We start from the raw sequence: 25,848 nt of genomic DNA, 5'->3' as shown, positions 1-25,848 counted from the left end.
ATGCGCTTTTTTAGAAATTATAAACTGTTGCTTCTCTTGTCTTTACAACTGGCAGCCCTGCCAACCTACGCACAGTATCACGCGGATAATTTCATTGAAAAACTATTAAAAAGGCACCCCGAGCGCTTCTCGGCGATCCTGAAAGATCCGGAAAAATACAAGGTGCAGGTCCTGTACACGAAAATCGACAGGAATAAAAATAACATCCCGCATTTTACTACGCATGCTTACCGGGTTAATACCGGTGAATATTTTTATCCGGCCAGTACGGTTAAGCTGCCGGCGGTCGCGCTGGCATTGGAAAAGCTGAATAAACTGGGTGTCGACAAATATACGCCGATGTTTACGGACGCCGTGAGGCCCGAGCAGACGGCCGTGAAGGCGGACACGAGTTCCGAGGATGGTATGCCGTCGGTGGCGCATTATGCCAAAAAGATATTGCTGGCGAGTGATAATGATGCATTCAACCGGTTGTACGAGTTGATAGGTCAGCAGGAATTTAACGACAGCCTGCATAGGAAGGGCTTCAAAGATACCCGCATTCTCCACCGTCTCGAATCGCCCATCGGGCCAGAAAACAATCGCTATACCAACCCCATCCGGTTTGAAAAGGACGGCAAAATCGTTTTCGAACAACCCGCCAGATATGACGAGAAAGAATTCAATGCGCCGGGGCCCATTATGTTGGGCAAAGGCTACATGAAAGACGGTGCATTGGTGAACGAGCCTTTTGATTTTACCAAAAAGAACTTCTTCCCGCTCGAAGAGCAGCACCGGCTGCTGAAAACACTATTTTTCCCAGACCAGGTGCCGGCATCGCAGCGATTCAATCTGACCGAGGACGATTACCGGTTTATGTACCAGTATATGTCGCAATTCCCGGTTGAAACTAGCTACCCGGCGAGCTATACCGATGATTACTACGATGGTTTTGTGAAATTCCTGCTTTTCGGGGCAACGAAAACGCGTTTGCCGCGCCATATCCGGCTATTCAACAAATGCGGCGACGCTTATGGCTTCCTGTTGGATAATGCGTACATCGCCGATTTCGAGAAAGGGATCGAGTTTATGGTAACTGCTGTAATCTACTGCAATGAGGACGGGATTTTCAACGACGATAAATATGATTATGATACGGTCGGTTTTCCGTTCATGGCGAATTTGGGCAAAACGCTTTTCGAATACGAGCTGGATCGGAAACGTCCGAACCGCCCGGATTTAAGCCGTTTTGAAGTGGAATATGATAAGTGATTACCGGGTTCTGAACTTCAACCGCGGGGCGATCTGACAAATGTAGAGGTTGATGAGGTGGCCGACGATGAGCAGGCACGAGCCCACATAACCCAGCCAGGCAAACACCTGATGACGTCCTTCAAAGATGAGTGAAACAGCGAAGACGGCCAATGCGCCCCAAAGCAAAACGCGGACGCCGAGCGAACGGTGATCGCGGGTGGCGTAGTAAACGGCGATGCCGTTGATGAGGATAAACAGGTAATCGAGCGAAATGAGGCCGACATGCGCGTGGTTATGCGTCGCTACCGACGAGCCCAATGCCAATGCGGGAACCAGTATGCAATGGATAATGCACAACACGGACCCTAAGATCCCAATGTAGTCGGCCCTGCCATGTGAGTGTACTGCTTTCATTTCCTACATACAATAATGTTGCAAAAATAACACCCTTGCTCCGAACTTGCAACGGGGTTGCAGAATATTTTTAGTCTGCGGCTGTTCAATCCATGAAAGTGTAATCGGAATCCTTGGAATTTGAACCGGTTAGAACTTAACTTTGGCGGGAAAGGTTTTAGAGGGGAGGAATTTATCAAACTGTTGGTAACAATGGACCAGTTAAGAGAAACGCTGAAAGTACACCACCTGCGCACGACCACGTGCCGGGAAGACGTGCTTTCAACATTTATCAATCGGAAAAACGCATTATCGCACGGTGACCTGGAAGGCGCGTTGGGAGAGAATTACGACCGTGTAACTATATACAGAACGCTCAAAACGTTCCTCGAAAAGGGCATTATACACAAGGTGCTCGACGACGAAGGCTTGCGCTACGCATTATGCTCGCACAACTGCTCGGAAGAAAAGCACCAGCACGATCATATCCATTTCAAATGCAGCGAGTGTGGTGAAACCAACTGCCTCGAAAACCTGCACATTCCGGCGGTTAATTTGCCGGAGGGTTATCATCCCGAACATTTCAATCTGCTGATACAGGGCGTTTGTCCCAAATGCAACTAAACAAAAAGGGATCAGTCATACGGCTGATCCCTTTTTGTTTCACTTCAATTTTACGGTTTATTTCACTTTCAATATAAAATCCAGGTTCACATCATCGCTTCCCGGCGTAGGCGTGCCGTTTTTGGCGCCCGGCTGGTGACGTAGCTGCACTTTCAGCTTTCCGTCCCCTGCTGCGCCGGTTTTTGCTGAGCCGGTAAGGCCGATAGGGTAGTTGTTTTTGTCCTTATCGCCGTAGGTGTAGGTCAAAAGTGCTGCCGGCGTAGGCGTGTACACAAACAAATGCTCGTCGGATTCTTCCTCCACTTCCTTGGTAATGTCGTCGGCGGGCGACTTGCTTTCGTCGAGCAGCTCAATCGCCAATGTATAAGTCGTATTCGGTTTCAGGGCAATCGTGTCAAATTTGGTGGGCGCATTGCCACCATCGCCATCGGCATCTTTATAGGAGAAAGTGCTCACATTGGACGTGCCTTGCTCGATGAACTTCAATGTCACGGAAGTGATCAGTTCGTTCTCGTCGTCCGGCTTTAAGTCTTCGCCTGAATCTTTACATTGCACAAATGCAGTAGTCATTGCGGCGAGCAGCATCCAGGTCAGCTTACGGTTCATTTTCATACGTAATAGGTTTTAGTATTGTATTAAAATTCATTTATCGGGCCGCGCTTCGTCAAGCGCCGAACTTCCATTTCAGGCGGAGCGACGCATTGCGGCCCATATCGTCGGCGTAGTAGCGGAAGCGGTTCAGGTAATCGCGGTAAACGGTATTGAACACATTCTGCACATTGATACCGATTTCCAGCTGTTGTTTTTCGGATACTTTCAGCGTCGCGCCGGCTTGCAGGCTCCATAGCGAGTAGGCCTTCGGTGGGGGCAGGAAGTCGCTGTTTGCAGGAACCCGTTTTTGCTCGGCGACCAGCAGGTTACCGACCGATATAAACCCGTCCTTCCATTTGCCGCGGTCGGCGAGCTGGTATTTCAATGCGTTATCCAACCGGTTGGGTGGAATCATGACCAGGTATCCGTCGTTCCGCTCGTCGTACACGCGCAGGTACGTGAGCTTGCTCGAAACGGTGGTGCGCTTCATAAACTCCCAGCTTCCCGACACGTCGATGCCTTTGAATGAGGCGTCGGTTTGGGTGTATTTAAAGTAAGGAAATGCACCCCGGATCGTCAGAATGGGCTCGGGCTGGGGTTTCAGGTATATAAAATCAAAAATGTAATTGTAATAACCACCAACCTCGACGCTCCATTTCGGCGCGACGTATTTCACACTGGCGATGGAATTCAATGCTTTTTCAGGTTGCAATGTCGCGTCGCCTTTCTCGTAGGCAGCCGCGCCGTGGTGCACGCCGTCGCTGAACAGCTCGCTCACGTTAGGTGCGCGCCAGGCCGTACCCAAGTTCACACGTGCGGAAAAACGTTCGGAAAAATTACGTGTAGCACCCGCGGTTCCCGAAAAGTTGCCGAAATCGAAATGGTCGGCGATTTTCTCGCGGTTCACAATCCGGTAGGTTTTCAGCGTCCGGTAATCATAGCGGAGGCCGGCTTCGAGCTCCCATTTGCTCGTCACGTACCGTTCGATCCAGAACAGGCCGATGTTAAACTGGTTGAAATTGGGGATCAGCGGGCGGCCGCTCATGAGGTTGTATTGGTATAATGTGCTCACACCAACCTGCCCGCTGATTTTCGCGGCAATGGGTTTGTGGTCCCAGACCACGTCGTTTGTCAAGGAAGTGAGTTTAAATGTCAGTTCAGGATGGTTAAGGGCCGCTATGCTGTCGTTCCGAGGCCGGTGCAGGTCGAACTCGTTGCGGTTGTTGTACTGCCGCGCGATCGTCCATTGAATGCGGTTGCCGTCGTTGAAGTGGTAATGCGTCTCGGCTTTAAGCAACTCGTGCGTTGCATTCTGGTTAGGCCGGTTAATGGCATAACTGAACCCGGATTTGACGAACGGTTCGCCATTCTTGATAACGTTGAGTAAATCGGTGACGCTTCCAATGTGCGAGCCGGAGAAAATACCTATTTGAGTGTCAAAACGGCTGTAAAACACATCGATTCCTAATCCTTTATGACGGTAACCCGCCGCGAGCGAGAAGTTGTTTTCGCTGATTCCTGTATTATCGAGGAAATAATTCGGTGTACGGATGTTGCCGCCGCGCTTAATGGTGCCCTGCGCCCGCCAGCCAAATCCTTTCACGAAGTTCAGCCCGCCTTGCACAGTGCCGGACAATACGCCTTGCCTGCCGTTGGAAAAGCCCACCGCATTCAGTTCGCCGGTAATGGGTTTATCCACGGGCAACTCTTCCGGTTCTACCAATATCACCCCGCCGATCGCATCGGAGCCGTACCGCACGCCCGCTGCGCCTTTCACGACCGAAATGCGCGTCGCGATGAACGGGTCGAGTTCCGGTGCGTGCTCGGAGCCCCATTGCTGGCCTTCCTGGCGAATGCCGTTGTTCATGATCAGCACGCGGTTGCTATGCAGGCCGTGAATGACGGGCTTGGCAATGGACGAGCCGGTTTGCAGCGTCGTAACGCCGGTCACGCCTTTAAGGCTTTCTCCCAATGTCTGTCCGCGTGTTTTGTCGAGATCAGCCCCTGAAATCGTGGTCAATGGCTGCGAGGAGGGGGCGTCGGTACGGTGCGCGGTAATCTCGACGTCTTTTAGATGCACTTCCTGTTCGAGCAGGTTGAAGTTTTCTTCGTGCCCTGCCGTGAGGTCGATTTTTTGCTGAAAAGGATTATAGCCGATAATGCGGCATTCCAATGTGTAATTCCCGGGACAAAGGTTTCTTAACTCGTAGCGTCCATTCTCGTCTGTAAAAACACCGTTGCTCTGCCCGACGATCAGCACGGTTGCGCCCACAATCGGCTGGCCGGTGTGCCGGTCTTTCACGACTCCCTTCACAAAGCATTCGCAAGCCGGTTTCTGGGCGATGGCCACCAGCGAAAAAAGCGATAGCAAAAGCATAAGGAGTGAAAATCTGACTGCGGGCATGCGTATGCGCGGGGAGCGGGTTACGTTCTTTTTGTTACAACGTTGCAAAAATAAGATATTGCAACTGTGTTGCAATTAAAATCCGGAAGTATTTTCTCAAAGTTTCAGCGGATTAGGTCGTTAAATGTAAATTTGTGCTTCATTTTGCCGCATTTAATCCTTGTCCGACCTGCTTTTAACTAAAATCATGCTGATGCCCCCGCTCATTGCCGGGGTAACAATGGCCGTCCGCAAATGGGGCGAGGGACTGGGCGGCTGGATCGGCGGGTTTCCCTGGATCGCGGGACCGATTTCCTTTTTCATCACATTGGAGCATGGCGCTGCATTCGCAGCTTCCACGATATCTTCCGCATTACTCGGGTCCATTGGAACAATGTGTTTTGCATTGGTATATGCATCGCTTTCGGCACGGCTGCGTTGGTTACCGACCGTTTTGCTTAGCTACGCTGCGTTTTTTGTTATTGCATTGTTGTCGTTAGGAAGGGACATTTCGCTTACAGCAGGCGTGGGAATGAATCTGGTCGTGCTGACATTGGTTTTATATTTCTTTCCAAAACCAAAAACAAAAGCCGATTTTAAGAAACAGCCTTCCTGGGACATTCCATTGCGAATGCTCGTCGCTACATTGTTCGTGGTGGTGGTTACACAAGCCGCCGATTTCCTCGGCCCGACTTGGAGCGGCTTACTGACGCCATTTCCGATCATGACCTCCACATTGGCCGTCTTCACACATTCACAACAAGGCTCCGACGCGACGATCCGGATATTGTACGGACTACTATTGGCCGGATATGGCTTTGTAGCCTTCCTGGTAGGAGTGGCCTGGCTCGTGCCGCAAATGCCCATCGGCGCCGCTTACGGCATTCTGACGATTTCGACGATGGTGGTGAATGGTATTACAATAAAACTGATCCGCTAGCGCAGCCAACGGATCAGGTATTTGTTTTCAAATATGTAGGCTTAAATTTCTTCAAGCCTGATTCCTTTCGAGCTAAACCCTTTCCAGCTTCACCGGATAGGTTTTCTTCGCATTCCATTGGCACACATAAATGTTATGGTCGTTGTCGACGCATACATCGTGGCAATGCATGAATATCGGTTTCTCCTGTAACATTATTTGCAGCTCGCCGTTCCGGTATTCCGGTTTGGTACCGCCGGGATTTGAAATGACTTTGTTGGACTTATCGATAATTGTTACGAAACCCGAATTCGGCGTTTGGTTCAGGTAGCGCAGGCGCGACCAGCACACTCCCGCATAAAGCGTATCCTCTTTGAAAACCGGGCGGCAAACGAATGCGCCGGGGAGGAAAATGGTGCTCAGGTATTTGCCATCCAATGTGAATTTCTTGAATGCATTGTGCGCACGTGAAGTTACGATGAGCGTCGGGTTGGCTTTGTCGCGGTAGTCGATGGCGATGCCGTGGGCAGTTGAGAATTGTGCGTCACCGTCGCCGGAGCCGCCGAATTTGTCGATGAACTCGCCTTTGGGCGTGTATCTCAAAATCCATTGTGAGCCGTAGCCGTCGGCAATGTAAATGGTGCCGTCGGGGCCGATGGCCGTTTCGGTCGGTTTGAATGGATCGGCTTCTTTATAGGCGCCTACTTTCGAAGGATGTTCGATCGTAAGCAGGATTTTACCTTTTAAATCTGTTTTGAAAACCTTACCGATGTTCGGATCGCTGATAAAGAGGAATTCTTCCCCGTTTGCATTCCAGAGGGTAAGTCCATGCCCGCCCGGAAACTCGTGCCCCCAGCTTTCCAGCAGCTTGCCCGAGCGATCGTAGATCAGGATATTGTTTTTGATTTCATCCCCCACCATAATCAGCCTGCCTTTGCTGTCCTGCACCATTTCGTGGCAGTTGTTGACAGGAAACTGCGAAGCGTCCAGGTTACCCCAGCCCTGGTGCACCTTGTAACGGTGATTACCATGACCAATCACCTCACCATCAACCTTCGGTTTGGCGTGCAGGATGTAGAACGGTTTAAAAGTAAGGGCGGCGGCAGTAGCAGCGGTGATTTTCGCAAACTGACGGCGGGAATGTGTATCGGACATGACGATTCTCTTTGATTTTTCTAAAAAAGACCGCGCCTCCGCTTTCTTACTATTTGTTCGAACATAGTTTTGATTAGCCGGCAGAGTAGCGTTTTCCGTAACGGTTCAGCCAGTCGAGCAGGCGGTTTACATCCTGCATTCTAAACAATTCACTACCTGAATTCATCGTTGCCGCAGTGCCGCAAGCAACGCCCATTCTGACGGCTTCTCGGTACGACTTACCTTGCGATAATGTCCAGACAATGCCCGCCAGCATGCTGTCGCCAGCGCCAACGGTGCTTTTCGGCTGCACGGGCGGGGCGGGAATGTGTTCTACCTGGTCTTCGGTGACGAGCATCGCGCCCATCGCGCCCATGGACACGATCACGATCTCGCATTGCCCACGTATGATGAGCGCGCGCGCCGCGTCGTCGACTTCGTCCATTTCGAGTTTATCCACGCCTACGAGTTCGCTGAGCTCCGTAATATTGGGTTTTAACAAATAAACACCCGCTTCGGTAGCGTAACGCAATGCGTCCCCCGACGTATCGGCGATGAAGCGTGCACCCTGTGCATGGGCTATTTTGGCGATTTGTCCGTAAAAGTCGGAAGGTACACCGGGTGGAAGGCTGCCGCTGGCGATAATGTAAGACGGTTTTGGGTCTAGCTCCTCCATCGTTTCGAGGATCGAGCGCACTTCGGTCGGCATCATTTCGGTGCCGGGCATTCCGAAACGGTATTGGAAACCGGTACTGGTTTCGAGCACGTGAAAGTTTTCACGCGTCCATTGCTTCGTTTCGATCACCATCGTTTCCACGCCTTCGCTTTTCACGAGCTTGTGCAGGCGCTGGCCGGTGGGGCCGCCTACCGTAAAAATGGCGATCGGATTTCCTCCCAGCCGGTGAATGGCCTTCGCTACGTTGATTCCGCCTCCTCCCGCCTCGAAATTGGGTGTTTCACAACGCAATTTGTTGTCGGGTACAATGCGCGGTACATTGGAGCTTTTGTCGAGCGCGGGATTTATTGTAAGGGTTACAATCGGTCCGGTAGCCATAGGAGTACGGTGTCTGGTGAACTATTTTACGCGAATAAAAGAAAAAAAGCGATTCTCTCTGCGTTCATATCGCATTCGCAGCAATTTCTTCACAAGACAGCCGTTTGCAGTCCTTGCTAGTATTGCTCTTCCAGCACGCTCCGGCCGCCATCGACTACCAGCACCTGGCCATTGGTAAACCGGGCATGGTCCGACAGCAGGTACACCGCCGTGCCATCGAGATCGGCGGGCATGGAAGTGTCGGTAGATATCACATTAATGCGGATATCGTGCCCTGCATATGTGGCTGCGATGGATTTCGAGAATCCGATCACTGCCGCCTTGGCCGTAGTTCCTGCATGGCTTGCGAGGTTGCTCTCCGTCGAAGCAATATCAGGGCTCAGGTTGACGATAGACCCGCCTTTGTTCATCCCCATAAAAGTCCGCACAGCCGCCTGATTCGCGAGCATCAGCGAAGTCAGGTTCTGGTCGAGCGTTTTTCGCCAGCTTTCGAGACCCAGGTTATGCAATGGGCCGTCCGTCGAAGGCTCTTCATGGTCTTCCGGCGCGTGATACAATGCGTCGAAGCTTCCGAATTCCCTTATGCAGAGTTGGATCGCGTCCAACGCCGTCTGAGATTGTGTTGCATCACCTTGTTTGGCTCTTGCATTGCTTCCCAGGTTCAGTTCTGCCATCAGGCAGCTCTCCGGGTTGCGCCCCACTACCACCACGTTCGCGCCGTTTCGGACAAAGGCTTGTGCTGCGGACAGCCCCGCGCCGGTGGTTCCTCCGATGACGACAATCGATTTATTTATGAGCCAGGTTTCCATTTAAATAATATAGTGTTTTTGTGTAAAAATAGGATTATTGGAATGAAAAAAGAAGCGCCCCGCATCTCCGAAAGACACGGGGCGCTTGTAAAAACGCTAATGTAATGATTGCTAGGCCACTGAGCGGAGCAACGCCATCGAAGATTTCTCGAATTTGTCTTTCGCGTAATCGAGCGAGAGCGTGAATTCCTTGATATCCTTTTGCGAAGGCAGGTCGAACATCGCGTCGGTCATGATCGATTCGCAGATCGCGCGCAAACCTCGGGCCCCAAGTTTGTAGATCATAGCCTGGTCCACGATGTAATCCAGTACCGCGTCTTCGAAATGCAGGGTAATGCCTTCCATCGCGAAAAGTTTGGAATACTGTTTAACCAATGCATTTTTCGGTTCGGTGAGAATGCGGCGCAATGTCTCGCGGTCGAGCGGGTTCAAATGCGTGAGTACCGGCAAGCGACCGATCAATTCCGGGATTAATCCGAATGATTTAAGGTCCATTGCGGTCACGTAGCGCATTAAATTACCTTTGTCAAATATCTCGATAATGCGGTTGTCGCCATTGAAACCGATCGGACGGGTATTGATACGCTTTCCGATGTGGCGCTCGATGCCGTCGAATGCACCGCCGCAGATGAAGAGGATGTTTTCGGTATTCAAAGAAATCATCTTCTGATCCGGGTGCTTACGGCCTCCTTGCGGCGGCACGTTCACGATCGAGCCTTCGAGGAGTTTCAGCAATGCCTGCTGCACGCCTTCGCCGCTCACATCGCGGGTAATGGACGGGTTATCCGATTTGCGCGCGATCTTATCGATCTCGTCAATGTAAACGATACCGCGCTCTGCCGCTTCCACATTATAATCCGCCGCTTGGAGCAGGCGGGTAAGGATTGTTTCCACATCTTCACCCACATAACCGGCTTCGGTAACAACCGTGGCATCGGCCACGCAGAAAGGTACTTGCAGGATACGCGCGATGGATTTCGCGAGATAGGTTTTACCGGTTCCGGTTTCGCCTACCATAATGATGTTGGACTTCTCGATCACAACGTCGTCCTCGGTACTGGTTTGATTCAGACGTTTGTAGTGGTTATATACCGCCACTGCCAGCGAGCGTTTCGCTTCGTCCTGGCCAATGACATATTGTTCGAGGAAATGCTTGATTTCAGCAGGAGGAATGGGCTTTAATTTCGGAAGTTTCGATTTCTTCTCTTTCTTGTCCTCCTTCGGCCCGAGCTCCTCGGTAACTACCTGGTGCCCCTGGGCAATGCAGTGGTTACAAATGTGAGCGTCAATCCCGGAGAGAAGCAAATCCACTTCGCTTTTTTTACGTCCGCAGAACGAACAACTTACTTGTGCCATCGATTCGATTTAACAGTTGGTGAATGTTTACGGCCTTGCGTACAAAAGCCGTACTAAACAAACGTATGAGTCAAGGTAACAAGAAGACCGAATGTAATGTTTCAAATCTTCCTTTCAATTGACAATTAGCAGTTATCTTTTTGCAAATTTCCGGTTTTTTGACCGGGTTACCAAATCAAGGTTAGGCCATATACTAAAAACGCCCCGATAGCGGGGCTACCGGGGCATTTCCTGAAAGGCTGTTCAATCTATTTTTCGCGGGTAAGCACCTCGTCGATCAAGCCGTATTCTTTCGCTTCTGTTGCTCTCAACCATTTGTCGCGATCGGAATCCAATGCAATCTGCTCCGGAGTCTGGCCGGTGTGCTGGGCAAGGATTTCATACAACTCGTGGCGCAATTTCACGATTTCGCGGGTAGTGATCTCGATATCAACCGAAGTTCCCTGCGCGCCGCCCGATGGCTGGTGAATCATCACACGTGCGTGCGGGAGCGCCGAGCGCTTGCCTGCCGCGCCGCCTGCGAGTAACACCGCGCCCATAGAAGCCGCGAGGCTGGTACATACGGTCGCAACGTCCGGACGAACATATTGCATGGTATCATAAATACCCAGACCGGCATAAACCGAGCCGCCGGGGCTGTTGATGTACATCAGGATGTCTTTCTTGGCGTCCGCCGATTCGAGGAAGAGTAGCTGGGCTACGATGATGTTGGCGATATTGTCGTCCACGCCGGTGCCCATAAAAATAATGCGGTCGGCCATCAAACGGGAGAACACGTCGACCTCGCGGAAGTTCATAGGGCGTTCCTCGATTACCGAACGGGTCATGTTTTCAACGGTGTGATTCATGTAACCGTCCACGGTCAGACCATTCATTCCCAGGTGGTGAACGGCATATTTTCTAAATTCATTTCCGTAATTCATCGAAAAATTTAAATTTTAATTAATCAATAGTTTAAGGGCAACTGAGTGCGAGAACAAAAAGCAAGATAGGTTAGTTTCTGTTTAAACCGCCGCAGGTTTCCCGGTTGCATGGCACAAATTTGACTATTTCACCGAATAATCCTTGTCAATTTCGGCGACAATTTATCGAAAAATGCGACAGTCAGCAGCCATCATAAAAGATTACATTGCAGCATAAAAACGTTATACCACGCATTATAATCGGACATTATGAACGTGACATCCAATTTATCAGAGAAAATAAGACAGATAAGACTGCAAAAAGGGCTTTCGCAGGAAAATATGGCAGACATGCTCGGCTTGTCGACGACCGCTTACGGGGACATCGAGCGCGGCCGCACCGAGCTTTCCGTTTCACGACTGGAAAATGTAGCCAAGCTGCTCGACGTGCCGCTGCCGGAGTTGCTGGGCATTGACATTTCAATGTCGGAAACCGAATGGCTGCGGCAGGAGAATACCCGCATATTAGCTGAGAACCGCCGGCTGCAAAATGAACTGGATCAGTTGAAAAACAAATTCAGGCAGTTATTCGGGGAAGGTGTCCTGCGCATTGGTGAGGAGCGCCAGCGCATTGGTTTTTAGAATACATTGAAACAAAAAAAACACCGCCCGGAAAACCGGGACGGTGAAAAAAAATGTTTTTTAATATTGAAAATTAAGCTTCGGCTTCCACTTCGCCTTTCGCCAGTTTTTCGAATTCCGATACTTCTACGGTCTGCTCGTCGGTGCTTACCTGGCCACGGATTGCTTCCAGAACCTTGTTGTCGAACACCTGATTGAACACGCTCGTATAGTTATCCCGTTCTTTATCTGCGAGGTAACCTTGTGCTACGCGGTCAATCGTTTCACGCATTGATTCGTCGTCGCCGTAGATACCGAACTGTCCTTTCACCATTTCGCGGGTAAATGCGAGGATTTCAGGATATTCTACCTTTACTTCCGACTGATCAGCGATTTTGTTTTTGATCAGGCTCAGTTTCAGAGATTTCGCGAAATCGCCGAACTGCTCGTCGATCTGCTCACGGGTAAACTTGCCTTCGTTGGTGCGCTCCAACCAGCTTTTGAGGAATTCCTCAGGCAATTCGATGGAAATGCTGTCCAGCAACGCGTTCTCGATATCGCGACGGAGCAACGCTTCGGTTTCACGCTCGTAGTTGCTTTTGATGATTTCAAGAACCTTCTCGTTGAACTGCTCTTCGTTTTCAACCTGACCTGGTCCTAACACTTTATCGAAGAACTCCTGGTTCAAAGTCGCAGGTGCTGAGCGGGTTACGTCTTCTACTGTGAGAACGAATTCGCCTGAAATTTCAGCGATATCTTCTTTTTTCTTACCGGTTACGTGGGCGATAGCGGACTCGTCGGTAAATGTATCCTGAATGTCGAAAGTGATCACATCACCTTTTTTCACACCGATAAACTTCGCTGCCGCTTCTTCCTTCACCTGTTTGGTAGGGATCGCAGTGCGGGTTGTGAATTCGGTCGATTCCTGTTTCAGCTCACCGAAGACCATGTCTCCCGCTTCGCTTACCTCAGGGTGAATGCTGTCTGCGAAACGCTCGCGGAGGTTGTCCATTGTTTTGGTCAGCTCAGCGTCGTCCACATTGATCGTGTAACGCTTCACAGCAGGCAACTCGCTCAGGTTTGCTTCGAAATCGGAAGCGATACCAAGCTCGTAGCTGAATTCGAATGATTCTGGTTTATCCCAGTTCACTTCGGCAGCCTTGTCGCGATCGGGTACGGGATCTCCTACTACCTGCAATTTGTTTTCGCGGATGTAGCCGCTTACTGCATTGCTGAGGATGTTATTCACCTCGTCAACCAGAATGCTTTTACCATACATGCGTTGGATCACATGGGATGGTACTTTGCCCGGACGAAATCCTTTCAGGTTCACGCGTTTCGAATAATCCTTGATCGTTTTATCAACTTTTGGCTGATAATCTTCCTTGGTCAACGTTACTTTCAGAGAGGCTAAGGTCGGCGAACTCTTTTCTAACAAAACTTCCATGTGTCGCTAAGCTATTGGTAAATACCTTTGTTACATTTGAACAGAAAAAAACAAAAATGCCCTCAAAACGAAGTCCTGAGGGCATTTGACGGGTTTCAATACTACGGAGCAACTCATTTTCCCAGCTAGAAGAGGAATCTGACGCCCCGTCATTCCCTTGTATTTCGTACGGGCGGAGGGAATCGAACCCCCACGCCTTGCGGCACTAGATCCTAAGTCTAGCACGTCTACCAGTTCCGCCACGCCCGCTCACTTTACCCCGTTTTCAACACGATTGTCGAATTGGGAGTGCAAAGGTATTTCTATTTTTACAAAACATGCAAATTATTTTCAAAATTTTATCTTTGGGTAAAAGTATAGTGAAAAATGTCGCCAAAATTTGTTATTTTGGTGAAGCATACCAATTAGAATATAGCAGTGGAGCAACTGGTTGAATCCCTCAACATTGACCTGGAACAGGAGCGTAAGGATATCCTCAAAAAATACCGCCGGCTTTTACGAACAGCTAAGCCATTTTTGAAGGATAATGATGCCAAATTAATCAAAAAAGCCTTTTATACTTCCGTCGATGCGCATAAGGACATGCGCCGCCGGTCGGGAGAGCCATACATTTACCACCCCCTGGCGGTGGCACAAATCGTGGTCGAGGAAATCGGGCTGGGTACCACCGGCATCGTGGCGGCATTGCTGCACGACGTCGTGGAGGATACCGACATGGGGATCGACGATATCGAGCGGTTGTTCGGCAAGAAAGTAGCCAAGATTATCGACGGGCTGACCAAAATCTCGGGCCGTTTCGAGTATGGGTCGTCGCAGCAGGCCGAGAACTTCCGCAAAATGCTGCTCACGCTCTCGGACGACGTGCGGGTGATCCTCGTGAAACTCGCCGACCGCCTGCATAATATGCGTACGCTCGACAGTATGCCGCGCGACAAGCAACTCAAAATCGCTTCCGAAACGATATTCATTTATGCGCCGCTCGCGCACCGGCTAGGGTTGTATAGTATTAAGTCGGAGCTTGAAGAGCTCTATTTGAAATACACCGAACCCCTCGAATACCGGGCCATTGCACGAAAGCTGCGCGAGACGAAAAACATCCGCGACCGCTTCATTTCCAAGTTTATGGAGCCCATTGCGCAGGATCTGGCGTCGGCGGGGCTGAATTTTATCCTTAAAGGCCGCCCCAAATCGATTTATTCGATCTGGAACAAAATGCGGAAGCAGAACAAGCCTTTTGAGGAAATCTATGACTTGTTCGCGATCCGCATTGTGCTGGAATCACCACCGGAAAGCGATCGCGAAAAAGCGATCTGCTGGCAGGCTTATTCCATTGTCACGGATCATTACAAACCCAACCCCGACCGGTTGAAGGACTTCCTGAGCACGCCGCGGGCGAATGGGTACCAATCGCTGCACTCGACCGTAATGAGCAAGAGCGGGCAGTGGGTGGAGGTGCAGATTCGTACCTCGCGCATGGACGAGATCGCGGAGAAAGGGTATGCCGCGCATTGGAAGTACAAAGGAAATGATACCAAGGTCAAAGGCAATATCGAGACGTGGATCACTCAGGTACGCGAGACTTTGGAGAATGGTTTTGGGGATAAAACGGCTGCTATCGAGTTTCTGGACGAGTTTCGCAGTAATCTCTTCAATGAAGAGGTATTTGTATTTACACCAAAAGGCGAGTTGAAGGTATTGCAGGCAGGTTCAACTGCGCTGGACTTCGCATTCGACATTCACTCCGAGGTAGGGGCGCATTGTATGGCGGCCAAAGTCGGCGGTATCCTCGTGCCGATCAGTTATGTGCTGAACAATGGCGATCAGATCGAGATCATCACGTCCGGTAAACAGAAACCGAATGAGGACTGGCTGCGCATTGTGGTTACCTCCAAGGCCCGGGCGCGGATCAAAGATTTTTTGAAAGAAGAGAACCGCCGGTACGAAACGGATGGGCGTCAATTAGTTGAGAAAAAACTGAAAATACTGGGTATGGACGCTACCGCCGAGGTAATGAACCAGCTCAGGGCGTTTTTTGAATGCAAAACGACGACTGATTTCTTCTACCGCATCGGCAAAGGCTACATTCCGATCGACGACCTAAAACGCTTCAAGCGGGACCGGGATGCGAAAGAAAAGAAAGCCGCAGAGAGCAGCGCAACCAACAATACACCGCCAGCCAACGGCACCGACGGAAAGACGCTGACCAAATACCTGAAACATATCCACGGCGACCGTGCGGACAGCGACACGCTGCTCATCGGCGACGATATGGACAAGATCGATTACAAACTCGCGCAATGTTGTAACCCGATCGCGGGCGACGACGTTTTCGGGTTTGTGACCATCAACGAAGGCATTAAAATACACCGCACCACCTGCCCGAATGCAGCGGAGCTGATGTCGAAGCACGGGAACCGCATTATCAAGGCCAAATGGTCGGGTAAGGAAGAGGCATTCCTGGCGGGGCTCTATTTGTCGGGTACCGATCGCGTAGGTTTGGTGAACGACGTGACGCGGATCATTTCGAACGAGCTGCACATCAATATGCGCGGGCTTACGATCGATACTAAGGACGGTGTGTTCAATGGTGACATTAAGCTTTACGTGCAGGATACCAGGCACTTGGATATCCTGATACAAAAGCTGGAAGAAGTCGAAGGCGTGTACAATGTGCAGCGTTTCGACACCAATCTGAACGGCAAATAGTGATTTTGAACCATTGCCACGCCAATATGTTATTGAATTGGTAATTAATGAAGTAGCAACACTATGCTTGCGAAAGTGAGAGTGATTTAAGTAAAAAAGCGTATTTTCGCGCAAGAATATCAGAGATATGCCACAAGCCAGCAAACCAAATTTTGAGGCCGCGAAGAAAATTCTGACGGCTTACCTGGAAAATAAAGGACTTCGTAAAACGCCCGAACGTTTCGCGATTTTGGAGGAAATTTACACCCGGGAGGATCATTTCGATGTAGATGAGCTGTATATCAGCATGAAAAACAAGCGCTACCGCGTGAGCCGTGCCACGGTTTACAACACGCTCGACGTTCTGGTGGATTGCGACCTGGTTACCAAGCACCAGTTCGGCAAAAACCTCGCGCAATTCGAAAAGTCGTACGGTAACAAGCAGCACGACCACCTGATTTGTACAGATTGTCATAAAGTAATGGAGTTCTGCGATCCGCGCATCCAGTCGATCCAGAACATGGTAGGGGAAATGCTGAATTTCAGCGTAATGCACCACTCGCTTATTTTCTACGGAAACTGCAACAAGGAAAATTGCCAGAACCGCACCGATGCGCCGCGGGAAACCGCCGTCTTTGAAGACAGATAATTATCACGATCAGGCCCGGTAATGCGCACATTGCCGGGCCGCTTACACCATATAAGTTTCAGTAATCCAATATTTGAATGAAAGTTGACGTACTACTTGGTCTTCAATGGGGAGACGAGGGAAAAGGAAAAATTGTGGATGTCCTGGCGCCACGCTATCAGGTTGTAGCCCGTTTTCAGGGTGGTCCTAATGCCGGACACACATTGGAGTTTGACGGTATCAAACACGTGCTGCACCAGATCCCGTCGGGGATTTTCCGCAGCGATATTCAGAATATCATCGGTAACGGCGTCGTGCTCGACCCGGTTGTATTCAAAAGAGAAATCGAAGGTTTGGCGAAATATAACCTCGACCTGATCAGCAATCTCTTTGTTTCCAAAAAAGCTTCTATCATCGTCCCTACCCACGCTTTGCTGGATGCTGCTTACGAGCGTTCGAAAGGCGATTCCAAGATCGGCTCGACTTTGCGCGGTATCGGACCTGCTTACCAGGACAAGGTTGCGCGCCTGGGCTTGCGTGTAGGAGACGTTCTTTCTCCGAACTTTGCTGCCAAATACAAGAAACTCGTTGATGCACACAAAGTTATCCTCGATTTCTATTCGTTCGACTACTCCGAAACATTGCCTGCTGCCGAAGAGAAATTCTTCGAATCGGTTGAATTCATGAAGCAATTCACGCTGGTGAACAGCGAGTATATTGTAAATGATGCATTGACTGCCGGCAAAACAGTACTTGCGGAAGGTGCACAAGGCTCATTGCTCGACATTGATTTCGGTTCGTACCCATTCGTAACCAGCTCTACCACCATGACTGCCGGTGCTTCTACCGGATTGGGCATTGCGCCACGTCAGATCGGGGAGGTATTCGGTATTTTCAAAGCTTACTGCACACGTGTAGGAAGCGGTCCGTTCCCTACCGAACTGAATGATGAAGTAGGCGAAAAGATCCGTCGGGAAGGCCGCGAGTTCGGTGCTACTACCGGTCGCCCACGCCGTACCGGCTGGCTCGACCTGCCTGCATTGAAATATGCGATTATGATCAATGGCGTAACGCAACTGATCATGATGAAAGTAGACGTTCTGACTATTTTCGATAACATTAAAGTATGTACACATTACCGCCTTGCGGATGGTACACTCACCGACCAACTGCCTTACGACCTTTGCGACGAAGCTGTTGAGCCGGTTTACAAAGATTTCAAAGGCTGGCAAACTTCCCTGGACGGTGTTCGTGATTTCGACGCGATCCCTGCGGAGTTGAATGCATATGTGAAGTTCCTCGAAGCGGAATTGAACCTGCCGATTACATTTATCTCAACCGGCCCGGATCGCGAAGCGCTGATCAGCCGTGAGGCCGCGGAGGTAGCGTAGCTTGTTGATATAGAAAATAAGGCCTTGAATGTTCGTCATTCAAGGCCTTATTTATTTCTATCAGTATTAAGACAGCAAATTCAACACATCCTCCCGCGTCAGCGATTTGATAAACCCTTCCTCACTGGAAATCAGATCATCCGCCAACTGCTTCTTGGAGCGTTGTAATGCGAGTATCTTCTCTTCCACCGAGTTTTTGGTAATAAACTTATAAGTAAATACCGTCCTGTCCTGGCCGATGCGGTGTGCACGGTCCACGGCCTGCGCTTCGATGGCGGGGTTCCACCATGGATCGAGGATGAAAACATAATCCGCGGCGGTGAGGTTAAGGCCTAAGCCACCGGCTTTCAGAGAAATAAGGAAAATCTTGATATTCTCGTTGTTCTGGAAGGATTCTACCTGTTCCTGGCGGTCGCGCGTTGCGCCGTCGAGGTAGGCGTAATTGATTTCCTTTTCGTCGAGGTAATGCCTGAAAAGATCAAGGTGCTTAATGTATTGGCTGAAAATCAATATCTTATGATCCTCGCTCATGACAGTTTGCAGCTTGTAAAGTACGTCTTCGAACTTGCCGGAGTCGTACGCATATTCCGGGTCGACCATTACCGGGTGGTTGGCAAGCTGCCGGAGCTTGGTAAGGCCCTGCAATACCACCAACTGCGATTTTGAAATACCGTCTGAATCAATGCTTTGCAGGATCAGGTTACGGTAATAGGCTTTTGCTTCTTCGTATGCCTTCTCCTGTTCGTCGGACATATCGCAGTACTGAATGCTTTCCACCTTTTCGGGTAGGTCGGTTGCTACCTGCGATTTTAACCTTCTTAATATGAATGGCTTGATAAGATTGTAAAGCCGTTTAGTCTTTTCTTCGTCACCTTTCTTTTCGATCGGGATCTGGAATTCATCACGGAAAAATGCCTGCGTGCCCAATAAGCCTGGATTCACAAACGACATTTGCGACCAGAGGTCGAGCGTGTTGTTTTCCACCGGCGTACCTGTCAAAACGAGCCTGTTTGCCGAGTTGAGTCGTCTTACCGCCTTGGTAATGATCGACGACGGGTTCTTGATCGCCTGCGATTCGTCGAGAATTACATAATTGAACCGGTAATCCTCCATGATATCGATATCCAGCCTCACAATGCCGTACGAGGTCAGTACCAGATCGTAATTATCGAATTGCGCGGTGTCTTTTTCGCGGTTCGTGCCCGTGTACAGGAGCACGCGCATCTCGGGCGTGAACTTGCTGGATTCCAGCTGCCAGTTATAAAGCAGCGAGGTCGGCATGATCAGGATTGAAGGCCGATCGGCGCCGCTTTCCTTCTCCGCTTGCAGCATTGCGAGCGTCTGAACCGTTTTACCCAGACCCATATCGTCCGCCAGGCAGCCTCCGAAGCGGTATTGTTTCAAAAAGCGCAGCCAGTCGTAACCGGTTTTCTGGTAGGGGCGGAGCAGGCCCTGGAAGTGCAACGGCGCTTCCGCAGGTTCGATATGCTGGAAATTCCGCAGGTTTTCCAACTTGCGGCTGATCACCGCCGTGGCCAGGTTATCCTCTTTCAGCTCCTGAACCAATGCCAGATGGTGCATCCGGAGCCGCAGCTGGTCGTCTTCGTGGCTGCTTTCGGTAAATGAAAAGAACTCGGAGTATTTGGTAAACCACCATTCGGGAATTACTGCTATCTCGCCATTGGGCAGCAGAAATTCCTTTTTACGGTTCAGAATGTAGTTGCGAAGTTGAATAAACGGTATTTCAAATTCACCGAAAAGCACTTTTGCGTGAATGTCGAACCAGTCGCGGCCTTCCTGGATCGAAATGTCGAGCGACGAATAGCCCAGGAAATAACGCTTGGTGTCAGCAGTATTCTGCCGGACGGCGATACCGTGCTCGGCTAATGCGATCGCATTGCTTTGCAACCAGCCGAATGCCTCCGATTTCGGCATTTGAACCTTGCCGTTACGGATGTTCAGGCCCATATCTTTCAGAGTCCGCACATGCTGGCTCTCGACCTCGATATTCCTTTTAACCTTATTGAAAAAATACTCGTTGCCCTTCTTTTCCATGTGCACGCTCGATGCATGCGCGAAGCTGTCGTAGTGAAACGAAAAGCCCGCGTATTGAAAGGAAAGGTCGAATGTGACATCGTTATCTTCTTCTTCCAGGACTTCAACTTCCTCATTATCCTGAAAAAGCACGGCGGATTTTTTCGGGTTAGAAGAGTATTCCGAAATCGTGAGAACGGTTTTCGGCAGGGACGACACATTTCTGATCTCAAATCCGCGCGCCACCACATCGTAGGACGCAATCAGCGGGGCCACGAAACGCCCATAATATTGCTCCTCGACCTGCCCGGGAATGGCAATGAATTTCTTGGCGAGGAACGGCTTGATTTTTTTGCCATCCACATTCCCCTCGAAATGATACAAATACCCGTCGAGCACGAGCCACGCCGGATCTTCGCAGATCAGGAATGCATTTTTGTACTGGAATTCCAGCTTTTGCATTTTGTGACGGATCGTCGGGAAATAGTGCGTATTGTCCTCGTTCCGTATGAAATGGAAGCGTATTGTCGCTTTTTCCGGCTCCCAGGTCACGGGTTTCCATAACGGGTTACCGTCGTTGCCCATGATGAAAATGTCCTTTCCTGCAAGCCTTTCCAGAATGCGCGATTTACAGTTTTCGAGGTAGCCGGCAATGGTTTCCTGAATGGCCTTGTCGCCTTTTTGAGGGTCATATACTTTCAGGAAAAAGTCTACTGCATTCAGTTTTTTGGGATTATACTTTTTGAGAACCGCATCCTGCTGAATATCATCGATCAGTTTGACGAGTTCAAAATCCCTGGTATCGAGGCCGGAGCGGAACTCCTTGATGTTTTTCGAAGAAATGTTCTGGACCTGAAACGAAAAGTCGCCCTGCGCATTAAGCTGGACGACAAAAGCCTCGAAGATATACCCCAGATATTCATGGTTAAGAATTGAATAAACAATTTTAAACGGCTCTGAGGGAGAAACTTTCATTAGGATATCGTTGGCTAGGACTCGTGTTGATGCCGAAGAAGCCCTTCCGTAAATCAGTAGGGATCTTTCGTTTTGGGAAACTTCAAATATAAATTAAAACAACCCGAAAAGAAAGACCCCTTTTGCCATTCCCTAAAAAATATTATCGAATAAATTCGTATTTGACTTAAAACGTTTTCTAAGTCGCGCCGCCATATGCATTTAGGTTCGCACAGCGTGTGAATGCATATAATGTCAGGCAAACAATGGCGCGAAATTTTGCGCCTCTACCACATTCTTTGCCAGGATGCTCGTTTGGGAAGCCATTTTATTGAAAAGAAATGGTCCCATACTGATCCTCCTGACATTCAGTGATTGCAATGTGTTGAAGTCGGGTAATGCGGGCATGCACATTACATTGATAGGGAGTGTTGTTTCTGCCGTAATAATTTGAATGTCCTGGGCGCGTGTGACACAGGGCACAAATATTCCGTGAATGCCGGTATTTGCATACATATTAATGCGGCTGATGGTTTCGTCGAGCGCATTGGGCAAGCCTAGCAGGAATGGGTCGGTTCGGATATTGAGAAATACTTTGATGTTGCCCTGTTCCAGCCGGTTTACGATGTCGGTAAGCAGATTTTTGAACTCATCAGCGGCTCGCAGCTGGCGTGTGGGCTTCGCTACCGTGTCTTCCAGGTTAACCCCGGCAACGCCCGCTTCGTAGAGTTGCTTGATATGCTCCGCTATCCTCGCCGCCGTATTGCTGTACCCGCCTTCAATATCGACTGTAAATGGGATTTTAACGGTTTCGGTAACCCGCCGTGCGACGCGCAGAATGGTGTCGAAAGGGAGGTTTTCACCGTCGTCGTAACCAAATGCTGTGGCAAGTGCCTGGCTCGACGTGCCGATCGCCTTATAACCCGCGGCCTCGAAAATGTGTGCACTATTGACGTCCCAAATGTTGCCGAGCAGGAAGGGTTCTGTTTGTTGATGAAGTTGCGAAAATGTTTCGAAATGGCTCATAATCTGAATTTTACCTTTGTTGGAAATGAATTTGATGTTACAAAGGTATTTCGGCCGCCAGGGCGATAATTGTACAAACCGGAACGACCGGATTTTAATTAATCAGCATTTGATTGACTGCCGAAAGATTGTTCAGATAAGCCGATGGCGTAAGCCCGGTAAACGATTTGAAGTCCCGGATGAAATGCGACTGGTCGAAATAACCGGCGTCGTAAGCGATGGAAGTGAGTGGTAACTTGTTTTCGCCGATCAGTTTGAGGCTGGTTTTGAAACGCTGGATTTTGTCGAACGACTTTGGTGAAAGGCCTGTGTGCTGGTAAACCAGTTTGTGCAGATATCGGGTTGATACACCATAATTGTCGGCAACTCTGCTGATATTGTTTTCGGTAGCGTCTTTGGTAATGCTGGTCAGAATGTGCGCGACTTTGTTCAATCGCTTATGCCGACCGGATGCACGCATTAACCTGCCGGTGAAAAAGTCATCCAGCAGGGCGATGCGAGCGGTTGCAGAACTTGCATTCAACAATCTGTCGTGCAAATCCCGGATATCCCTTCCCAGCACGTCGGTCAGATCGAAAACCTGATCATTGAAAATACCTATTTCATCGTCGAGCAAAAAAGAGGTGCCATGTGTAAAAAACCGCACGCCAAGCATTAAATGCGCTCCCGACGACCGGATTAGCAGCGGCCGGGTGATCTGCCCCCAAAGCTCGATAGCCGGATTATTTTGAAAACCACTTTCCTGAAGAGATTCCCAAATCCCGCCGCCTAGATTGAAAATTACCTCCATGTCGCCACTCGGGAACACGGTATCTTCATAAGCCGCATTATTAGCGGATTCGAAGAGGTAGTAATGCCGGATGTAAGGTGCCAGTATTTTTGCCGGCTGGAAATATTGAAATTCCATTTGAAACCTGATTACTGTGTCATTTGCCGTTTTGAACCTTTGTCAAAAGAGTCTCGGGCAAACAAATGTACGCTGGACAAATGCGCGGGAATTGTATGAAACGGAACAAATCAATGGCTCACAACATTCCAGTAGTCGTCGAGAATGTGCGTTAAATGTTCGGTGCTGTTTGAAGCGCTGTCGGAAGCCCAGGCTACGATCCCGTCGGGACGTATCAAAATAGCACTTAAATCCAGCCGGTCTTTTACATTGGCTGAAATGTACCTGATTTGATCTGCGTATTCTTTTGCCAAAGCTACCAAACCGTTACTTCCCTCGAAATCCAGCAGTATCATCCGGCCGTCGCCCATCAGGTCACCGATTTTGGTACCGTCTTCCACTTCAAAGTTGGGGACACTGCGCCCTGCCAGCGGATGGTCGCAATTCAAATTATAACGAGTATGGACGCCCCAAACCCTGCCCGCAATGTAGGTAACGCCGTCGCGGGTTTGCAGAAGGTCACTGAAAATCGCACGTAATGCACGTGCGTGCGGGTCTGGGCGCATAATGGCCACTTGTGCGCGCGACCAGTCGAGAACCTGCGCACCAACCGGGTGGCGTTCGGTATGATAACTGTCGAGGAGCTCTTCCGATGCGCGGTTTTGAATGGTAGCAGCAAGTTTCCAGCCAAGATTCATGGCATCGCCTAAACCCAGGTTAAGGCCCTGGCCGCCCAACGGCGAATGAATGTGTGCGGCGTCTCCGGCCAGCAAGATCCGGCCATTGCGATAGCGGGTCGCCTGGCGCGCCCGGTCGGTCCAGGTAGTGGCGGTAAGCAAGGCGTTGATAGTAACATCGGTACCCGAGATGCGGCGTAAAACTGCCTGAATGTGCTCCTTCGTAATGGGTGCTCCGGAGTCGTGAAATGTGCCGCCGTCGAAGTCCTGGATGAGCACATATCCCGGCTGTGACTGCATGTACATACCTGCGGAGGTAACATTGCGACCGGGACGAAGCTTTTCGGGGTCCGTAATATCGAGTAGTGTGGTGTAGCCCGTAAATTCCGGTTCGGTACCCTCGAATTCAAAACCCCCTGTTTTGCGGACAACGCTACGGCTTCCATCGCAGCCGACGAGCCATTTGGCCTTAAAAACATGGCTACCCGACCAGACTGAAACGCATTCATGGTTCTGCTCGATGGCGGTAACGGCCAGGCCGCGCCTGATTGCTACGCCCAATGCATCTGCGCGACGGGTGAACACGGCTTCGAGTTCCGCTATTTCGGATATTAAACTGGTCTCAGGCGAGCCGGGAAGGCGGAATTTCCATTGCGAGGTGTCGATATTACCTTCATGAAACGGAATGCCTGCGAAATGCCCTACCTGACGCTGCGCGCCTGTTTGTGGCGTTGTCGTGATGTGTGGATTTTTAAGTCGCTTGTGGATTTCCAGCTCATCGAGCAGCCCGCGGCGGTAAAGCGCTTCAATGGTCGGGGCCGAAAGTCCGCGTATACCGAAGGGAAGTTGCTTCAATGGCGAACTCGGGTGTTCTGCCTTTTCGAGAACGAGGACGGTGCATTTGGCCAGGGCAAGTTCACAGGCAAGAAAGAGGCCCACGGGCCCGGCACCGGAGATGATGACGTCGTATTGCAATGGATTGTTTGTAGCTTTCATAATGGAATGATTTCGCTACAAAATTCCGGAATGCGCTTTCCTCAGGCTTGTACAAACGCGACAAAATCGTTGCCTAGCGCCAGTTTTCGTTTCTTTGTTGTTCTGGCAAATGCGGCCGGCGTGGTACCGCTGTATTTTTTGAACTCCCTGGTTAAATGTGCCTGATCCGCGTAGCCCAATTCGTGTGCCAGGCCGGCGAGGTTAGCATCCGGATCGTTCCATAGCTTGTTCCGGACCTGCTCAAAGCGTATCAGGCCGGAAACATCTTTCACAGTAAAGCCCGAAGATTGTTTGAACTTCCGTTCCAGCGTACGTACAGTCGCGTGCGCCGCTGCCGCCACCTGCCCGACAGGAGTCGTACCATTGCTCCCGATCATCACTGCGCCCGCTTTGAAGAGTGTTTTGTCGACGGTAACCTGCGAATGCATCTGAGTGAAATAGTCTTTCAAGCGGGCAAGCACTTCATCGATTTTGCCAGATGCCATCAGGCCGCTCAACGCGGATTGAAGTTCGGCGATGGGATGTACGAAAACATGCACGCCGCCTTTCCCGGAAGAAAGTCCGAGCAGGTCGGATACCGTCCAGGGAAAGCATCTGACGCCCATAATCTCCAAACGGTTGCGGGTTTGAAAAACGGCAGGGCGATCGAGCAATCCCATCATGAACGGGGAGGGGAGTTGCATTAAATTGCCATCGTCAGGAACCATTTGAAGGTTTCCAAAGTAGAAAATGATCTCCGCATAACCATCCGGCACGACCTGGAAAGTCGTTTCCCGATCGCCAAAGTCGCGATTATCATACCAAAAACATTTGGGATCAAGACCAAATGTTGTGGAGCACCTTGGATTAAGCATATAACTGGGTAAGGCGGTAAAGGAAGAATTCTACATTCCTGACTCCTCTGAACTGCGCCCTGAACGCTTTGATCTTCGCATTGAAAGATTCAGCGGATGCATTGGTGCTTCTGTTATCAAAATAGTTAACAATGGTCTTGTAGTGATTCTCAATCGAGCGGGCAACGGTATTGAATGATTTGAAGCCGGATTGCCTGACCTTTTCGTGCCACTTAGCCAGCCTGGTCAGTCCGTATATTTTTTCTTTTGTA

22 protein-coding genes and 1 tRNA gene are annotated in these 25,848 nt (G+C 50.1%); 7 read left to right on the top strand and 16 right to left on the bottom strand.

Annotated features, from left to right (window positions below; genetic code table 11):
• Positions 1-36 precede the first annotated feature (36 nt).
• Positions 37-1,251: a serine hydrolase gene (locus BLQ88_RS33545; RefSeq protein WP_229212976.1), complete on the top strand. Its 1,215-nt coding sequence runs from the start codon at positions 37-39 to the stop codon at positions 1,249-1,251.
• On the opposite strand, the gene BLQ88_RS33540 is transcribed toward BLQ88_RS33545, so the two are convergent.
• Positions 1,252-1,647: a MerC domain-containing protein gene (locus BLQ88_RS33540; RefSeq protein WP_090157395.1), complete on the bottom strand. Its 396-nt coding sequence runs from the start codon at positions 1,645-1,647 to the stop codon at positions 1,252-1,254.
• 192 nt (positions 1,648-1,839) lie between these two features.
• On the opposite strand from BLQ88_RS33540, the gene BLQ88_RS33535 reads away from it, so the two are divergent.
• Positions 1,840-2,250: a Fur family transcriptional regulator gene (locus BLQ88_RS33535; protein ID WP_090157394.1), complete on the top strand. Its 411-nt coding sequence runs from the start codon at positions 1,840-1,842 to the stop codon at positions 2,248-2,250.
• A 57-nt stretch (positions 2,251-2,307) separates the two neighbouring features.
• Here the strand turns inward: BLQ88_RS33535 and BLQ88_RS33530 are convergent, their stop codons facing one another.
• Both BLQ88_RS33530 and BLQ88_RS33525 read right to left on the bottom strand, forming a co-directional pair.
• Positions 2,308-2,862 (bottom strand): hypothetical protein, encoded by a 555-nt coding sequence (locus tag BLQ88_RS33530; protein WP_090157393.1) that lies wholly within the window; start codon positions 2,860-2,862, stop codon positions 2,308-2,310.
• 52 nt (positions 2,863-2,914) lie between these two features.
• Positions 2,915-5,218 (bottom strand): TonB-dependent receptor, encoded by a 2,304-nt coding sequence (locus tag BLQ88_RS33525; RefSeq protein ID WP_229212975.1) that lies wholly within the window; start codon positions 5,216-5,218, stop codon positions 2,915-2,917.
• A gap of 220 nt (positions 5,219-5,438) precedes the next feature.
• Here BLQ88_RS33525 and BLQ88_RS33520 point away from each other — a divergent pair, with 220 nt between their 5' ends.
• Entirely contained in the window at positions 5,439-6,164 is a 726-nt protein-coding gene (locus BLQ88_RS33520; protein WP_090157449.1) for a hypothetical protein, read from the top strand.
• Between the two features lie 72 nt (positions 6,165-6,236).
• On the opposite strand, the gene BLQ88_RS33515 is transcribed toward BLQ88_RS33520, so the two are convergent.
• The 5 genes from BLQ88_RS33515 to BLQ88_RS33495 all read right to left on the bottom strand — a co-directional run bounded on the left by BLQ88_RS33515 (position 6,237) and on the right by BLQ88_RS33495 (position 11,419).
• Entirely contained in the window at positions 6,237-7,298 is a 1,062-nt protein-coding gene (locus tag BLQ88_RS33515) for a 6-bladed beta-propeller (protein WP_090157392.1), read from the bottom strand.
• Positions 7,299-7,371: 73 nt separating this feature from the next.
• The gene (locus BLQ88_RS33510) at positions 7,372-8,331 is read right to left on the bottom strand and encodes a 1-phosphofructokinase family hexose kinase (protein WP_090157391.1); all 960 of its coding nucleotides are present in this window, start codon (positions 8,329-8,331) and stop codon (positions 7,372-7,374) included.
• Between the two features lie 116 nt (positions 8,332-8,447).
• The gene (locus BLQ88_RS33505; protein WP_090157390.1) at positions 8,448-9,140 is read right to left on the bottom strand and encodes an SDR family NAD(P)-dependent oxidoreductase; all 693 of its coding nucleotides are present in this window, start codon (positions 9,138-9,140) and stop codon (positions 8,448-8,450) included.
• Between the two features lie 111 nt (positions 9,141-9,251).
• Entirely contained in the window at positions 9,252-10,496 is a 1,245-nt protein-coding gene (gene clpX, locus BLQ88_RS33500; RefSeq protein WP_090157389.1) for an ATP-dependent Clp protease ATP-binding subunit ClpX, read from the bottom strand.
• 248 nt (positions 10,497-10,744) lie between these two features.
• A complete protein-coding gene (locus BLQ88_RS33495) occupies positions 10,745-11,419 on the bottom strand; it encodes a ClpP family protease (protein ID WP_090157388.1) in 675 nt (224 codons plus the stop codon).
• Positions 11,420-11,668: 249 nt separating this feature from the next.
• Between BLQ88_RS33495 and BLQ88_RS33490 the strand changes: the two genes are divergently transcribed.
• Positions 11,669-12,040: a helix-turn-helix domain-containing protein gene (locus BLQ88_RS33490; protein WP_090157387.1), complete on the top strand. Its 372-nt coding sequence runs from the start codon at positions 11,669-11,671 to the stop codon at positions 12,038-12,040.
• Between the two features lie 73 nt (positions 12,041-12,113).
• Here the strand turns inward: BLQ88_RS33490 and tig are convergent, their stop codons facing one another.
• The gene (tig, locus tag BLQ88_RS33485) at positions 12,114-13,466 is read right to left on the bottom strand and encodes a trigger factor (RefSeq protein ID WP_090157386.1); all 1,353 of its coding nucleotides are present in this window, start codon (positions 13,464-13,466) and stop codon (positions 12,114-12,116) included.
• Positions 13,467-13,633: 167 nt separating this feature from the next.
• Positions 13,634-13,715, bottom strand: a tRNA-Leu gene (locus BLQ88_RS33480).
• A 168-nt stretch (positions 13,716-13,883) separates the two neighbouring features.
• Here BLQ88_RS33480 and BLQ88_RS33475 point away from each other — a divergent pair.
• The 3 genes from BLQ88_RS33475 to BLQ88_RS33465 all read left to right on the top strand — a co-directional run bounded on the left by BLQ88_RS33475 (position 13,884) and on the right by BLQ88_RS33465 (position 18,170).
• Complete coding sequence (locus BLQ88_RS33475) at positions 13,884-16,172, top strand: RelA/SpoT family protein (RefSeq protein ID WP_090157385.1); 2,289 nt, start codon at positions 13,884-13,886, stop codon at positions 16,170-16,172.
• A 127-nt stretch (positions 16,173-16,299) separates the two neighbouring features.
• Positions 16,300-16,800, top strand: a complete 501-nt coding sequence (locus BLQ88_RS33470; protein ID WP_015814020.1) for a Fur family transcriptional regulator — start codon at positions 16,300-16,302, stop codon at positions 16,798-16,800.
• Between the two features lie 77 nt (positions 16,801-16,877).
• Positions 16,878-18,170 (top strand): adenylosuccinate synthase, encoded by a 1,293-nt coding sequence (locus BLQ88_RS33465; protein ID WP_090157384.1) that lies wholly within the window; start codon positions 16,878-16,880, stop codon positions 18,168-18,170.
• A 66-nt stretch (positions 18,171-18,236) separates the two neighbouring features.
• On the opposite strand, the gene BLQ88_RS33460 is transcribed toward BLQ88_RS33465, so the two are convergent.
• From BLQ88_RS33460 to BLQ88_RS33435, 6 genes are all read right to left on the bottom strand, one after another.
• A complete protein-coding gene (locus tag BLQ88_RS33460) occupies positions 18,237-21,179 on the bottom strand; it encodes a DEAD/DEAH box helicase (RefSeq protein ID WP_090157383.1) in 2,943 nt (980 codons plus the stop codon).
• Positions 21,180-21,413: 234 nt separating this feature from the next.
• Positions 21,414-22,184, bottom strand: a complete 771-nt coding sequence (locus BLQ88_RS33455; RefSeq protein WP_090157382.1) for an isocitrate lyase/PEP mutase family protein — start codon at positions 22,182-22,184, stop codon at positions 21,414-21,416.
• Positions 22,185-22,278: 94 nt separating this feature from the next.
• The gene (locus BLQ88_RS33450) at positions 22,279-23,091 is read right to left on the bottom strand and encodes a helix-turn-helix transcriptional regulator (protein ID WP_090157381.1); all 813 of its coding nucleotides are present in this window, start codon (positions 23,089-23,091) and stop codon (positions 22,279-22,281) included.
• A gap of 110 nt (positions 23,092-23,201) precedes the next feature.
• Positions 23,202-24,743 (bottom strand): FAD-dependent monooxygenase, encoded by a 1,542-nt coding sequence (locus BLQ88_RS33445; RefSeq protein WP_090157380.1) that lies wholly within the window; start codon positions 24,741-24,743, stop codon positions 23,202-23,204.
• A gap of 41 nt (positions 24,744-24,784) precedes the next feature.
• The gene (locus tag BLQ88_RS33440; RefSeq protein WP_090157379.1) at positions 24,785-25,597 is read right to left on the bottom strand and encodes a helix-turn-helix domain-containing protein; all 813 of its coding nucleotides are present in this window, start codon (positions 25,595-25,597) and stop codon (positions 24,785-24,787) included.
• A partial coding sequence (locus BLQ88_RS33435; protein WP_143016995.1) for a transposase occupies positions 25,590-25,848 on the bottom strand: 259 nt, incomplete at its 5' end. The genes BLQ88_RS33435 and BLQ88_RS33440, both read right to left, overlap by 8 nt.

The sequence above is a fragment of the Dyadobacter soli genome, assembly GCF_900101885.1.
GTDB classification, from domain to species: Bacteria; Bacteroidota; Bacteroidia; order Cytophagales; family Spirosomataceae; genus Dyadobacter; species Dyadobacter soli.
This window is presented reverse-complemented; position numbering and strand designations above follow the sequence as displayed.